Source organism: Dyadobacter frigoris (assembly GCF_005280585.1).
Classification (GTDB): Bacteria; Bacteroidota; Bacteroidia; order Cytophagales; family Spirosomataceae; genus Dyadobacter; species Dyadobacter frigoris.
The window spans coordinates 185,193-200,683 of sequence record NZ_SZVO01000001.1 but is presented as its reverse complement, the minus strand read 5'-3'; the positions used below and the strand labels follow the sequence as shown (position 1 = coordinate 200,683).

Below are 15,491 nucleotides of genomic sequence, written 5' to 3'. Positions count from 1 at the left end.
AATTATTTATAAAACCCTTATTTCATTTCATGGAACAATACCTTGGTATAGACGTGGGCGGTACTAACGTAAAAATGGGGATCGTTGACGCTACAGATGGGAGAATTTCTAATTTTTATAGCCACGATACCGCAAGCTGGCGCAGTTCAGGACATTTTATAGAACGGCTTGGTGACGCCATAGCTTTGCAATTGGTTGAGTACCCAGAAGTTAAAAGAGTAGGAATAGGCGTTCCCGGCCTGATATCACGTGACCGTACCACATTACTGGAAATTACAGCTATCCCTGAAATTGATGGTATTACCATTGTTCCGGATTTGAAAGCACGTTTTCCACAACATGATTTTTATCTTGAAAATGATGCCAACGCAGCCGCATTAGGAGAATATTATTTTGGCGAAGATAAACTTCCTGAAGATTATATTTTCGTGACACTCGGTACAGGTATTGGCGGCGCAGCCATTATTGATAAGAAAGTTTTCAAAGGCGGCGGTGGAAATGCAATGGAGCCCGGGCACGTACCGTCAAAAGACGGAAAAGTACTGGAACGCAACATTGGTAAAAAAGAACTGCTTGATATGGCACATACAATGCGTGCAAACTTTACAGGAAAAACGCAACTACCTGATAATGGAACAATTTCCACTACGGGACTTGTTGCAGCTGCCGCAGCAGGAGATGAACTTGCCAAGCAGATTTTCCAGGAAATGGGTTATTTGCTAGGTGAAGGATTGGTTTCAATGATCCGTATTCTTGACATTACCACAATCCTGATTGGCGGAGGTATTTCGGCTTCTTTTGAATATATCCTGCCAGCCATCAATGAAAGATTTGCCTACTGGCTTACTCCATATTACATGAAAACAATCAGCATTAAAAGAGCCACTTTGGCGAACGACGCCGGATTACTCGGAGCTGCTTCTTTATGTTTTGATTGATAAGATATTATTGAAATTGATAAAAAAGCGGAAAATGATCAGTATTCATTTTCCGCTTTTTTATTTGAAATTATTCTCTCGATTTTTTTAGTAAACCAGTTCCACGAATGCTTTATCAAGCTTACAGAATTTATTCTATATAAAGTTAACTTCAGCACTCAAACTGACACCAAACTTTTCTTTTACCGATTTTTGGATTTTTTCTGAGAGTGCCCTGATCTCAGCTCCTGAACCTCCTCCATAATTAACCAAAACCAGTGCCTGACGCGCATGAACACCAATTTCACCGTCACGATAACCTTTCCATCCCGCCTGTTCGATAAGCCAGCCAGCCGGAACTTTTACAAAACCAGGAATTGTCGGATAACCCGGGACAGTTGGAAAATCTGATTTTAACTTGTCAAATTGTTCTGAAGAAATCTCCGGGTTTTTGAAAAAACTACCCGCATTACCAATTTTCGCCGGATCAGGAAGCTTGCTTTCCCGTATCCGGATCACAGCTTCGCTTATTGCTTTTATGGAAGGTGACTCAACATTCATTTCCGTCAAGGTTTTTTGAATGTCGCCATATTCAACATGATAAACCGCCTTTTTATTTAAACGGAATAACACGCCTGTAATAATTAATTTTCCTTTCAATGCATGTTTGAAAATACTTTCCCTGTATCCAAAAAGACATTCTTCTTTTGAAAACGTTCTTATCTCAGCGCTTTCCACCGAAATGGCTTCAACCGTTTCTACCACATCTTTTATCTCCACACCATAAGCACCGATATTCTGCATCGGCGCGGCACCAATGGTTCCCGGGATCAATGACAAATTTTCCACGCCTGCATAATCATGCTCAACACAATACATCACAAAGTCATGCCATCTTTCTCCCGCTCCCACATGAAGCCAGACAAAATCCTGATCCTCCTTTAATAACTCAATCCCTTTAATTGCCATTTTAATTACCAGTGCATTGATGTCCTGAGTGAACAGAACATTGCTTCCCCCTCCCAAAATAAATTTGGGCATTTCTTTCCAGACCGGATTTTTAATGATATCGGTAAGTTCTCCGATTGACTTTACTTCTTCAAAAAATTGCGCCCGGGATTCCAGTCCGAAAGTATTAAAATGGCGCAGGGAAACGTTTTTTTGCATGGGTTGAAATGATAATCGTGTAAGCATGGCAAAGTTAGGTATTAGATTCAAAATAGCACAGGATGATGGTTTATCTATCCATTTTTGGTTAAGTTTGTGAGCTCATTACGAATCATTTTATTCATGCTGCTGAAAAAGAAAATAATTTTGCTGGCTATTCCTCTTGCCTTCCTGGCCCTTTCAGGATGCAGCAAGAAAACGACAGCCAACATATCATCAGCTGATTATCGTGAAGATCTTACGTCGGTAAGGCCAAGGTTTGATTATGTTGAACCAGTAGTTGAGAAAAAAACAGAATCCAGGAAACCTGTTGATAATATTTACAAAAGCAGCGACAAGCCTTTGTATGTTAATAAAAAGCTTCAGACCGTTTTGGATACCCTGGCTCAGCAAAATAAAGCCATAAAATACATAAGCGGATATAGAATACAACTTTATGTGGGTAATATCCGCCAGGAAGCTGATAATGCAAAATCATACATTTATCAGTTGTTCCCCGACCTAAATCCCTACGTATCTTATTCTCAGCCGACATACCGCGTAAAAGCCGGAGATTTTATGTATCGAAGTGATGCAGAACAGTATCTTGAACAAATCCGTGGACAATATTCGTCCGCAGTGATTCTGGCAGACCGGGTCGAAATAAAACGCAGTTTGATGATTAAGCTGCCTTCGGAATAGATTAAATTTAAGAATTCGCTAATAATTTTACCTTTGTATTTTATATACATACTAACTTATAATGAAAAAGGCACTAATTACAGGTATTACAGGTCAGGATGGGGCCTATTTGGCGGAATTGCTTTTGAGCAAAGGCTATGAGGTTCATGGTATCAAACGCCGCAGCTCGCTGTTCAACACACAGCGTATAGACCATATCTATGAAGATCCGCATGAAAAAAATGTACGTTTCCACTTGCATTATGGTGATCTGAGCGATTCTACCAACATCATTCGCATCATCCAGGAAGTACAACCTGACGAAATATATAATCTGGGTGCCATGTCCCATGTTCAGGTAAGTTTTGAAGAGCCCGAATATACAGCCAATGTGGATGGAATCGGAACACTTCGGATTCTTGAAGCTGTTCGTTTATTAGGTTTAACGAAAAAAACAAAAATTTATCAGGCTTCCACTTCTGAACTTTATGGTTTGGTTCAGCAAGTCCCTCAATCAGAAACTACACCATTTTATCCACGTTCACCTTATGCAGTTGCAAAATTGTATGGTTATTGGATTACGGTAAATTATCGCGAAGCTTACGATATGTTTGCGGTAAACGGTATTCTTTTCAATCACGAATCGCCTTTACGCGGAGAAACTTTTGTGACCCGTAAAATCACCCGCGCTGTTGCAAGAATCGCTTTGGGCTTGCAGGACAAAGTTTTCCTTGGGAACCTGGACGCACAACGTGACTGGGGACATGCAAAAGATTTCGTAGAAGCGATGTGGCTGATTCTTCAGCAGGAAGTGGCAGAAGATTTCGTTATAGCAACCGGAATTACAACACGTATCCGTGATTTCGTACGTATGGCATTTGCAGAAGTTGGTATCGAACTGGAATTTTCCGGCGAAGGTGTTACTGAAATTGCAAAAGTTGCCAAATGTAACGACCCTGCCTATCAGGTAGCAATTGGCAAAGAAGTAGTATCAATCGACGCAAAATATTTCCGCCCGACAGAAGTTGAATTGTTGATCGGTGATCCAACAAAATCAATGACAAAATTAGGCTGGAAACCAAAATACGATTTGGCGGCATTAGTGAAAGACATGGTTACCGCCGATGTAACCTTGTTCAAGAAAGATCAGTTACTTGAAAATAGCGGTCACAGGGTTATGAATTATTACGAATAATCTATCCTTTGTCAACGGTAGTCATTTGTTGTCAGGTTTTGTCATTTATTGTCAGGTTTGTAAGCCCTCGCTAAATGATAAAACTTGACAATTTTTGTTTTTAAACACATCCAAAAAGTCAAGAATCGTCAAGTGTCGTCAGATTTTGTCATTTATTGTCGGGGATGGTAAGCCCTGGCTAAAATGATAAAACTCGACAATTTTTGTTTTAAACGAAATCAGGTATGGCCAACAATTGGCCATACCTGACAACACTTGACAATTCTTTAAGCAAATTCAATTATCAAAATTCCCTGACAATAAATGACATTTTTCAAGCAAATTCAACCATCAAAAATCCCCTGACCACACCTGACCATAAATGACATTTAGATAGCTGGAATCGCCTTCCCAATGCTAACCAGCGTTTCAGGATTTTGGTATCCGATCACCTGTTTTACGATTTTACCATCCGGATCTATGAAGAAAAGTGTAGGATATCCTTCCAAAGGATATTTTTGAGCCAGCTTCGGACCTTCACCGCTTTCCATATCCACTTTTACGTTGATAAATTTCTGATTAAACAAAGCACCTACTTCGGGCTTTGTGAAAACATTTTTTTGCAATAATTTACACGGTCCGCACCATGTGGTGTAAGCATCAAGGAAAACTACTTTTTTCTCAGCTTTTGCTCTTTTCAGGATCGCAGCCCAGTTTCCCTCTGTAAATTTTATTCCGGCATCTGCCTTTACTTTTGTTTCTTTTTTTCTGCCGTCAGCTGCTTCTGCTGTTGAAAAAGTCAGTGCAACTACTGCAAGCAAATAAATAATGTTTTTAAACCCCTTCATTGCTTTGGTTATATTATAGTTTGAATAAATACATAACGAAATTACCTAACCCGTTTATTTTACTAAACCATTTCCAACGAGATAGGTTCAAATAATAAAATTGAAAATATAGACGAACATAACTATTTTTTCCAACAAAAAACAACCCCTGCAGATATGTATCTGACAGGGGCGTTTCACTTTTGCTGGGTTATTATAACTTCTAATGGCAAGAGAAGTATCTTCAAATGTTTATTTAGCAATTAAAACTTTATAACTATTTGTTGAACCATTGGTGCCTGTCAAGCTCACTGCATATAATCCCGATGGAAAATTTTTGACATCAATACCATCCACCAGGGCTTTTGTAGACTGATAAACTGCTCTTCCGTTTAAATCAAAAAGCTGAATTTTACCAATTTTAGCCCAATCGTTTACTTTGAACAAAATACGATCCGCTACTGGATTTGGATAAATCGTAACCTGATTAGCGATTTCAAGTGTAACACTACGGATACTGCTGTAAGCAAATGTTCCGTCTTTGTCAATCATTTTTAGACGATATAAATTTTCGCCATTCGAGGGGTTTTGGTCGACAAAAGAGTAGGTTGCCTTTGTCGCACTTTCACCGGCTGCCGCTACATTACCAAGTTTCTGCCAGATTTTTCCTGTAAGACTGTTTTCAATATCAAAACTTTCGCTATTGGTTTCAGCAGAAGTGATCCATTGAAGCTGAACGGTTTCATTTTCCTTATCTGCATTAAAACTGATCAGGGTTACTGGCAATGGCGTACTTCCTTCATACATTCCAGCATCAACAGTCAGGTTATCACGATTCACATTTCCTGCCGGATAAGAAGTATCGATCGTTATTTCACCGCTGTTGCCGTCCGAATCAACATCGCTATCCAAGTCGGAAGTTGTTGCATTTTTTAGGGTAAAGAAGTATTTTCCACCACTTGGCAGGATAAAAGTAACCTTGTATTTACCACTTGCAAGATCATCAAAAAGATATTTACCATAGCTGTCGGTCAACGAAGTATAAAGTTGTGTCCAGCTTCCTGAAACATATTCATATAACTGAACTTTAACACCCGTTGCAGGAAGTTCGCCATTATTCTGTATCCCGTCTTTGTTCTGATCAAACCAAACATAATCTCCGATTGATCCTACTACTTCTGCTTTTACACAAGTCCTTTTTGCAATGGTATAAACCGCGGTAACGCCTGGATTATTATTAGTTTTAGAATCAAAATCGTGACCCGTAGTATTTTCATCCCAAAAAGTCATGTTTGTACCGCTGTACCCACCATCACTTGTAATTTTACTTACACCATTTGTTACAACGATTGCTCCGCCATTTCCGGATATTTTCTTGTCAATGGTAAGGTTACCATTATTAATCGTCAGTGTTCCATTTATAAAAGCTGCACCACGAATATTTACATCGCCCGTTACAGTCATACATCCATTATTTTGAAATTCTTTTCCCGCACCTTTATCTCCAATGATAAACTGACAGGCAGAATTACCAAAACTTCCGCATAAGGTATTTATTTCGCCATCATTCAGAATAGCTCCGTGGTTATAAAAATAACGACTGATATTGATCACGCCTGAAGCTTCATTTTTAAAACGTTTGGCATCAGCATTTTCAAGGCTGCTAAATTCCATTGAACCCGAATTTTCAATTACGTTATTATTACCAAAAACAGTCATAGAAGGAGCTGTTGCCACTAATTTCGACTTGGCCCCCATGTTGTAAAACGAAAACGAGTCTCTGAACTGGATGGTACCCGTATTCGTAAAGGTAGTAGTTCCCTGATTGTTAATCAGCAGATTACTTCCGAATCCACTTGTATTGGTGTTAAGAAAACCGCCTTCCTGAACATTGATATAAGATGTATTACCTCCGTTAAAGTTATCACTGCTATTGTAATTGAAAGTACCGTAAACATTAATACTAACAGAACCGTCAAAATTTGTTCCGTTGGTTTTTGTCCAACTTCCGGTAGTTGAGATGCAGATAACATTTCCTGTACCGCTTACATTAATGTTAATATCTCCGATTGCCGAGGTGATTGCAAGTGTTTTGTTACCATTAAGATTGTAATTTCCACCAGTTACTGCGGTATAATCAGGCGTTAGACATTGTGCAAAAGCCTGATTTGCCAGAAGCAGAATCAGTGCTGGCATGAGCCATTGGTAAAATACTTTTTTCATAATAGAGGTAGTTACACTAAGAGCTGAATTAATTAATTTAATTGGGTAATTAATTTTTAAAAACTGAGTTAAATAATATTTTCCGTATCGGCCATCGTTACATGAACGCACCGCAATTCAAGCCTCCAACTTTTCAGACAGAGGAATTATATGCTACCAGATTATATTTGAAGAATGTTTATTCCTGTTTTGAAATCAGGATCGGCATCTTGAAAGTATTATTGGATTTACTTTTTTCTTTATAAATTCCTGTCGGATCCACTTCTATCTCCAACACGTAACTTCCTGATTTTAATCCTTTTGGAAGAGTGACCGATTGTCCTTCATACATCATTCCATAAGTATCATAGCCACCAACGCTGATTCCCTGCTTCAATGATTTACAGTCGACATAATTACCTAATCCATAATTCAGCAGGTTTTTGTCCCCGTAAGTTTGTCCGTTCAACACACAAAGACTGTCATTATTATTACAAATCCCGGAATCAAAAAGGCAATAACTCACTTTACTTCCTTTTGAAACCAATTGCCGTTTCGTAACTTTTCCAGCTTTATTTTTAATCTCCTTTACCACTCTGAATTCAACCCAGTCATCAACGTGGTAATGATTATGACCTGGTTTATCATCATAATAATTCGTGCCGGCAATACGATCCGACGATGTCAGTTTATCCCCATTTTTCTTATAGATCCGTTGATTAATCTGTTGACGCGGATGCGATTTATCTTTACAGATCACTGTCGAATCTTTAACTTCCTGTGTGTTGCAATACCATTTATTATTACCAAAAGCCTCCATCGGTCCGTCGCCAATATTAGCAATCGAGGCAGCCAGGCGCAATTGTCCCGGATAATATGGGTCGTTCCACGGATATTCTTTTACCTGATCCGTGGTAAGCCTTTGAAGTATTACCAGATCCGGAAGCAGTTCACATTCAGACGTTCCGTCTGCACATTTACAGGCAATTCCGTTTTCCATTGAACAGCGACTTACGTCTAGATCCGGTGTTGGTTTCTTGTCAAAATCGAGCGTTACAAAATTAATTGTGCCTCTTTCACCCGATCTTAAATCCTGCACCATCAAATACCAGATACCATTTGGATTTTGTCCGTTGTTCAGAAAACTCAATCTTCCGTCCGGAATATATTCGCCTGTAAAAGGCGCACCTGCCTGATGAACATATCCTGAAAAACCGTTCGACCGAAAGCAGGTATTTGTATAATTACTTCCAAAATCCTTACCATTTCGGTTTGTAAGCCATATACTCGTACCATCAGGACTTAACAATTCTATTTTTAAATCCGAAACACGGGGATGAACAATAGTGAAGCAGATTTTGGATATGCCAAAATCCGTGCCCGATTTAGAGTCCAAACCCGTTACCTTTATTGGAAACGAATCGATTTTAAATACTCCCTTAAAATCATGAATAGCTCCACCACTTGCATAAAAACTTTGCGCTTTAGCACCCAAAATCACACCGGAAAGCAGTATGATTAAACTAAATTTCGCCAGAAAATTTTCTATGCGAGGCGCTCCACGCAGGATAAACTGATTCATTATTAAAATTCTTATACTGTGACTTTGCAGATTAAATTAAGAGAAATAACAACGTTAATCTAATTTTTTCTACAAGTCCTTAGGTCTATGAATCAAATTTTGGAATTAAGAGGATAAGTGATTCCAATTCAAGATTTTTCACACACAAATGTAAAAGCATTAATTATCAACACTTTAAGAAGAAATTGGAAAGTTACACGTATTATTTTAACCAAGTTGTAGAATTATCTGGAACTGCATTTGGATGTAGTTCGTCTTTATTCTCGAACTACTGGGCCTATACGTATACAAATCTTTTTGAATAAATCCATTTTCAAAAAGATTTCTGTGTAGTAGCGAGTAAGGAATACACATCTGTTTCCACCGAAATTTAATGGTAAAAAGAAAACCAGTACCTTTGTGTCAAAATTATAAACTACCACCATGAAAATTCAAGAAGCAAAATATCTTATGAGCAATTCCGATTATGAGAAATGCCCTAAGCCTGATTTGCCGGAATACGCGTTCATTGGTCGGTCAAATGTAGGAAAATCTTCATTGATTAATATGCTTACCGGAAAAAAGGCCTTGGCAAAAACGTCTCAGCAGCCCGGAAAGACACAGTTGATCAATCATTATTTCATAAACGGACTGTGGTACCTTGTTGATTTACCGGGATATGGTTATGCAAAGGTAAGCAAGACAGAGCGTGAAAAATGGGAAAAAATGATCGGTGATTATTTACATAACCGTCCGAATCTGGTTTGTACCTTTGTTTTGATTGATATCCGTCACGATGCACTTGCTGCTGACCTTGAATTTATGGAGGAATTAGGCCAGGGCGGCATTCCTTTTCATATCATTTTCACCAAAGCGGATAAACTTAAAGCATATCAACAGGAAGAACAGGTAAGAAAATACAAAGAAAAGCTTACTGAAATATGGGAAGAAATTCCGTCGATGTTTGTCACTTCCGCGGAAAAAGGAGAAGGCCGTGACGGGATTCTGGACACAATAGAATCTTATAATCAAACGTTTGAAAAACCGAGCGTCGAATAAGGTTTGCTTACCGACCAATCTTTCCGTTATTTTGCGGAAATTTTAATTTGCAATACAAGCTTATCAAAAGGTAATTGCTTCAATTTCTGATCTTTTAGTCATTAAAGCATTTATCCATTGTTAATAAGTCAGTTTGACAATCACTGTCTATAAAATAAAGAGACCACTAATAGCATAAACTAAGGATGAGCGAGAAAGTAGAATCAACAGGAATGGAGTTGTTGAAAGAGATAGCTAATGTTTCAGGAAAAGGCGGATTGTTCCGTATTTTGAAACCAAGCCGCGCAGGTGTTATTGTAGAAAGCCTGGATGAAAAACATGAAAAATCACTAATAGGACCAACTGCACGTGTTTCTGTTTTGAAAGACGTTTCTATTTTTACCGAAGGTGAACAAGAATCAGTTCCTTTGGCTGACGTGTTTCTTAAGATCAGAGAAGTACATGGCGAGGAAATCACTTTGCAGGTTAAGAGCGCATCAGACAAAGATCTTATAGAATTTTTAAATGAAATTCTTCCTGATTTCGATCGTTCAAGAGTGTATGTTTCTGATATCAAAAAGGTAATTACCTGGTATAATTTGTTGTCGAAATACATCCCTGAATTATTTGTTGCAGGTGAGGCAGAGGTTTCAGAAGCATCAGAAGAACCAGTTGTGGAGGCTGTTGAAACTCCGAAAACTGAGATATAAAAATAATACTGTATAAGATTAAGCAAAGCCCCGTCGTCCAGACGGGGTTTTTGCATTATCTTCTTTACCAGAATTCTCCTGTTCATGACAAACATTTCCCAATACATCGACCACACACTGCTTTCCCCGACCGCCAGCGAAACGGATATCCGGAAAATTTGTGAGGAAGCCTGGATTCATCAGTTCAAGGCTGTTTGTGTTGCGCCAACTTATGTGGCCTACACAAAGGAAATGTTTGAATTTTGTCCAATACGCATTGAAATTGTTTCCGTAATCGGTTTTCCTTTGGGTTATTCAACGACTGAAACAAAAATCGCAGAAGCAAAAAATGCAATTCGGGACGGAGCTACGGAACTGGATGTAGTCATGAATATTGCTCAATTTAAATCCATGGCCTATTTAAGTGTTCGTGAAGAATTGAAGCAATTATCCGATTTGGCTCATGAAAATAATGTTTTGTTAAAGGTCATCATCGAAACGGCTTATCTTGATTCTTTCGACCTTTACACGGCTTGTGAAATTTGTGCAGAAGCAAAAACAGACTTTGTTAAAACGTCGACAGGATTTGCACCAACAGGAGCGGATATTGAAATCGTGAAAAAAATGCGGTCAATTCTTCCTCCCGAAATAAAAATAAAAGCCTCCGGTGGAATTAAAACTTATGATCAGGCAGTTGCTTTTATTGAAGCCGGAGCGGATAGAATCGGAACCTCATCAGGCGTGATGATGATGACGGAGAAATGAAACCACGAGTTTTACTTCTAAGTACAGTGCATCCGCCGACCGATCCACGTATTATGTACAAGATCGCACCATCGCTTGCAAGGGACTATGAGGTGATTTGTGTTTTGCCAAAGATTATTAATGGCTTAGAAAAAAATGCCTTTGAAACAATGTCTTTGCCGTTCTTTCAAAGTCTATTGCTCAGGATTTTATTCTGTCATCCGGTTTTACTTTGGAAATGTTTACGTTTTCGTCCGGCAATTGTGCATATATTTGTACCAGAATTGATTCCGGTTGCGTTTTTGTTTCAATGGCTTGGAGCGAAGGTGATTTATGAGGTACAGGAAAATCTTTATAAAAAATTTTCTATCAAACGGTTTAACAAAGCCATTATTTATCAACAGCTTTTTAAATTTTTTGACCAGACGGCCAGAAAAAATTTCAATTGCCTTTTTACTGAACACGCTTATCTGAATGAATATAAAAATTTGCCTCTCACCTCCGCCGTTGTTCATAACTATGTTGCATTGCCATTCATTGACCGTTATTTTGGAAAGTATGAAAGGCAAATAAAACAACCTCCGGTATTCTTCTACTGTGGCGTCATTTCAATGGAACGATCTTTCGATGTCCTCGTTGAGGCACTGATAAAATTAAAATCGAGATATCCCGATTTTGAAATGCATTTGTTTGGGAAGTTACAGTTTGATATGACTGATGCGGAGGAATTGCCGGATTTTGAAGAAATCAGAACCAATCTTTTTTTTCATGGGTATACAGATCTAAAAAATGCTTTGCCCTATACCAGGGGAGCCACGGCAGGAATTGCTTTATTAAAACCGGTTGCTGATTATATGGATTCATATACAACGAAAATATTTGAATATATGGCCGTGCAATTACCCGTGATTACGTCTGACTTTCCCTTATACCGGGACGTCGTAGAAAAATCAGGTTGTGGTTTTTGTATTTCGCCCTATGACTCCGATAACCTGGCAAAGAAATTGGAGTGGCTTACAGAGAATCCCGAAAAGGCAAAAGTTATGGGTAAAAATGGTAGAAATTCCACTGAAACTTATTTCAATTGGGCAAACGAAGAGCAAATACTGCTCAATTTTTATAGAAACTTATTGAAACCTAAAAAATCAGAATTTTAAACAACTTAAATTATTTGTATAATTTTATAAACTTATTATTGAATTGTTCAAATATTTAGTACTATGCTTTCTACGAAATATTTAACTTTCGGAATTAAACAGAATAGTAGATTGCGAAGTCAACTTCTCAACCATGTATATTAATACACTCAGTCATTATCTACCAAGTGAAGTAATTGGTAATGAATATTTTACAAATCTCAACAACCTTTCCAGTGAATGGATTGTAGAACGCACCGGAATTTACGAACGTCGTAAAGCCGGAGAAGGAGAGAATACTTCGACCATGGCCATTGAAGCCGTAGACTTGTTACTGGCAGGTGATAATGTTCCATACAGCAAAAATGAGATCGATTTGATTGTAGGCGGAACCTACACGCCTTATGATACGATTGTAACCCTTGCCCACGCCGTCCAGCATCATCTGGCTTTGCCGGATATTCCTGTGGTAACTATTTCTTCTGCCTGTTCTTCATTGCTGAACGCTATTGAAATTGTCGAGGGATATTTCGCCATGGGAAAAGCTTCGAAAGCGCTGGTAATTGTTTCTGACCACAATACGGCTTACTATAATGAAAGCGATACAGTTTCGGGCCATTTATGGGGCGATGGTGCTTCTGCCATTTTGATTTCGAAAGAAAGACAATCCGAATCGGATATGTTTATCAAAAAACTGATCACCGGCGGTGCAGCAACAAGTGGAAAAGCCATTGAAGCGGTAGTGCTTCGTCCAAATGATCGCGGCGTGGTGATGCCTTTCGGGCGTGACGTTTTCCAGAATGCATGTATTTATATGCCCAAGGTAAGTCAGCAGGTTTTGCAGGCTTGCGGTTTAACGATTGACGATCTTGATTATCTGATTCCTCATCAGGCCAATCACCGGATAAGTCTTAACGTGATCAATACATTGGGAATTCCGGCTGAAAAGTTAATTTCAAATATTCAGTATCTGGGCAATACCGGCTGTGCAGGATGTGCCATTGCACTTTCTGAAAACAGATCGAAATTCAAAAAAGGAGAAAATATCGTTATCACGGTTTTTGGCGGAGGATATTCCTACGGAGCGATGCTGATAACAATCTGATATTATAACGGGGCGCTATCGGCTGTCGGCTGTCAGATTGAGGCGATGAACATCACTTTGGACGATTGCCAAATGCCAATAAGTTACAATTTGTAATAATGTCAATAGTTAAATAAATAAAAATGCCCCACAGAGCTGAATTTCTGTGAGGCATTTTTTATTTGTTTATCAATCTTCGTAAACTCAATTTGCTTCCGTAGGAGCAAACTTAACTGGTTTCCAGATATTATTTTGGGGATTGATATCCGGAAGTTGTCTGTCCGGATCAATCGTTACAGATTTAATCGGTTGTTGCGTATCTACACGGAAAGTCCATTTTCCACCACGCTGCCAAATTTCGATTGGTAGTTCAACCCTGGTTTTCTTACCACTGATTTCTTCAACATCAACTTTTGCAGGCATTGCCAGCTGATCAAGATTTTCAATCGTAATTACAGATCCTTTCTGAGGATTTTGCTCAACGTAAGAAACATCTTTTACACTTTGATCCAATTTATAATTTTCAAAAAACCAGCCTTTCCAGAACCATCCCAGATCTTCGCCTGCTCCATCTTCCATCGTACGGAAAAAGTCATAAGGTGTCGGGTGTTTGAAAGCCCAGCGTTTTACATATAAATGAAAAGCATAGTCAAAACGATCTTTTCCTAAAATCTGCTCACGCAATATTTTCAAACCCAAACCGGGTTTAAAATACGCTTCCCAACCCAAATTTGAAGCCTGAACCACATCAGGAATAGTCATGATCGGATCGGCATTATCACGGAACATGACAGGCGCCAGGCGATGCATATCACCCATCTGGTTGTCCTTATATTCCCCGTTGTTGAAATTCTCACCGGAAAGAAAATTGATAAATGTATTAAAACCTTCATCCATCCAGGCATATTTACGCTCGTTACTACCCACGATCATCGGAAACCAGTTGTGACCGAATTCGTGATCCGTCACACCCCACAAATCATCTTTACGACTTTTGCTGCTGCAAAAAACAATTCCAGGATATTCCATTCCACCTACAAGTCCCGCCACGTTGGTTGCCACAGGATAGGTATATTCATGAATGTAATTTGAATAAAATTCAATACAACCTTTCACATATTCCGTAGCACGTCCCCAGCCTTCCAGTCCACCGTCCTCAGCAGGATATGCGGATTGAGCCAATGCTGTTTTTCCGTTTGGCAAATTCATGCGCGCTGCATCCCAAACAAATGCTTTTGAGCTTGCCCAAGCTACGTCACGGGCATTTGTAACATGAAATTTCCATGTTAAAGTACCTGATTGTTTTGGACGTGAAGAAGGATTTGTTACCTCTTCAGCCGTACGGATCATCACAGTCTGATCACTTTTTGATGCTTCAGCCAGGCGTTTTCTTTGTTCTGCGGTCAACACTTCTCCCGGATTAACTAATTCTCCTGAACCTACCACGATGTGATCCCAGGGAACCGTAACAGCGTAGTCAAAATCACCATATTCCAGATAAAACTCACCTGCGCCAAGATATGGAAGAACATTCCAGCCTTCAATATCATCAAAAACAGCTACACGCGGATACCATTGGGCCATTTCATAAACAATACCGTTTTTAGTTTCAAGTGTTCCCATCCGATCCGATCCGTATTCAGGAACTTTGAAAGAGTAAGTAATTTTAATTTTGATAACATCCCCACCCGCTTTTACAGCATTGGTAAGACGAATTTGCATCCGCGTGTCTGTAACCAGATAATTTGCATCAACCGCTTTCTCTTTTCCTTGCTGAACAGAAACCGATTTGATAGCGTCTCCCCCATTGAAATTAACATTACCAAACCGTCCACCGGTAATTGGCGTTGTTTTTCCTCCACGGGATTCTGTATTGAAAGAATTCTGGTCCAGTTGCAGCCAAATAAAATCAAGCGCTTCCGGACTGTTATTTTTATAGGTAATTTCAACGTCGCCGGTAATTGTTTTCTCGGTTTCGTTTAAAGCGACATTTATTTTATAATCCGCACGGTTTTGCCAATAAGCCGGACCCGGCGCACCACTGCCTGTACGATACTCGCTTCCTGGCTGGAAATTAAATAAAGGATGAAAAAGCACATGCGCATCATACTTTGGCTTGTCCGCTTCCTGAGCGAAAACACTTAGGGATCCAAGGCTACACATGGCCATAACCCATAAGCGAGAAGAGAAGATTTTCATTCGTATTGTTGAAAAGTAAAATATTAATTCTAAACGAACAATATACGGCTTTTAGCCTTTTTTCGAATAAAAAAGGTTTCATTATTGCGATTC

The 15,491-nt window shown here is 39.1% G+C and carries 13 protein-coding genes; 8 read left to right on the top strand and 5 right to left on the bottom strand.

The window, feature by feature from the left end; genetic code table 11:
• Window positions 1-29: 29 nt before the first annotated feature.
• Entirely contained in the window at window positions 30-938 is a 909-nt protein-coding gene (locus tag FDK13_RS00915) for an ROK family protein (RefSeq protein WP_137338098.1), read from the top strand.
• 135 nt (window positions 939-1,073) lie between these two features.
• Here the strand turns inward: FDK13_RS00915 and murB are convergent, their stop codons facing one another.
• Window positions 1,074-2,084 carry a UDP-N-acetylmuramate dehydrogenase gene (murB, locus tag FDK13_RS00910; protein ID WP_137338097.1) on the bottom strand — a complete coding sequence of 337 codons (1,011 nt, stop codon included), beginning with the start codon at window positions 2,082-2,084 and terminating at the stop codon, window positions 1,074-1,076.
• A 123-nt stretch (window positions 2,085-2,207) separates the two neighbouring features.
• Between murB and FDK13_RS00905 the strand changes: the two genes are divergently transcribed.
• A complete protein-coding gene (locus tag FDK13_RS00905; protein WP_137338096.1) occupies window positions 2,208-2,765 on the top strand; it encodes an SPOR domain-containing protein in 558 nt (185 codons plus the stop codon).
• Window positions 2,766-2,826: 61 nt separating this feature from the next.
• Window positions 2,827-3,939: a GDP-mannose 4,6-dehydratase gene (gmd, locus tag FDK13_RS00900; protein WP_137338095.1), complete on the top strand. Its 1,113-nt coding sequence runs from the start codon at window positions 2,827-2,829 to the stop codon at window positions 3,937-3,939.
• Window positions 3,940-4,307: 368 nt separating this feature from the next.
• On the opposite strand, the gene FDK13_RS00895 is transcribed toward gmd, so the two are convergent.
• The 3 genes from FDK13_RS00895 to FDK13_RS00885 form a co-directional block, all read right to left on the bottom strand.
• The gene (locus FDK13_RS00895) at window positions 4,308-4,766 is read right to left on the bottom strand and encodes a thioredoxin family protein (RefSeq protein ID WP_137338094.1); all 459 of its coding nucleotides are present in this window, start codon (window positions 4,764-4,766) and stop codon (window positions 4,308-4,310) included.
• 231 nt (window positions 4,767-4,997) lie between these two features.
• On the bottom strand, window positions 4,998-6,968 hold the full coding sequence (locus FDK13_RS00890; protein WP_137338093.1) for an SdrD B-like domain-containing protein: 1,971 nt from the start codon (window positions 6,966-6,968) through the stop codon (window positions 4,998-5,000).
• 178 nt (window positions 6,969-7,146) lie between these two features.
• Entirely contained in the window at window positions 7,147-8,529 is a 1,383-nt protein-coding gene (locus tag FDK13_RS00885; RefSeq protein ID WP_137338092.1) for a proprotein convertase P-domain-containing protein, read from the bottom strand.
• A gap of 423 nt (window positions 8,530-8,952) precedes the next feature.
• On the opposite strand from FDK13_RS00885, the gene yihA reads away from it, so the two are divergent.
• From yihA to FDK13_RS00860, 5 genes are all read left to right on the top strand, one after another.
• Complete coding sequence (gene yihA / locus FDK13_RS00880) at window positions 8,953-9,567, top strand: ribosome biogenesis GTP-binding protein YihA/YsxC (RefSeq protein WP_137338091.1); 615 nt, start codon at window positions 8,953-8,955, stop codon at window positions 9,565-9,567.
• Between the two features lie 185 nt (window positions 9,568-9,752).
• Window positions 9,753-10,256: a DUF5606 family protein gene (locus tag FDK13_RS00875; RefSeq protein ID WP_137338090.1), complete on the top strand. Its 504-nt coding sequence runs from the start codon at window positions 9,753-9,755 to the stop codon at window positions 10,254-10,256.
• A gap of 84 nt (window positions 10,257-10,340) precedes the next feature.
• The gene (gene deoC, locus FDK13_RS00870) at window positions 10,341-11,000 is read left to right on the top strand and encodes a deoxyribose-phosphate aldolase (protein WP_137338089.1); all 660 of its coding nucleotides are present in this window, start codon (window positions 10,341-10,343) and stop codon (window positions 10,998-11,000) included.
• A complete protein-coding gene (locus tag FDK13_RS00865; protein WP_137338088.1) occupies window positions 10,997-12,136 on the top strand; it encodes a glycosyltransferase in 1,140 nt (379 codons plus the stop codon). Before deoC ends, FDK13_RS00865 begins: the two co-directional genes overlap by 4 nt.
• Before the next feature lie 133 nt (window positions 12,137-12,269).
• On the top strand, window positions 12,270-13,220 hold the full coding sequence (locus FDK13_RS00860; protein ID WP_137338087.1) for a 3-oxoacyl-ACP synthase III family protein: 951 nt from the start codon (window positions 12,270-12,272) through the stop codon (window positions 13,218-13,220).
• A gap of 183 nt (window positions 13,221-13,403) precedes the next feature.
• Here the strand turns inward: FDK13_RS00860 and FDK13_RS00855 are convergent, their stop codons facing one another.
• Complete coding sequence (locus FDK13_RS00855; RefSeq protein ID WP_137338086.1) at window positions 13,404-15,398, bottom strand: M1 family metallopeptidase; 1,995 nt, start codon at window positions 15,396-15,398, stop codon at window positions 13,404-13,406.
• Window positions 15,399-15,491 lie beyond the last annotated feature (93 nt).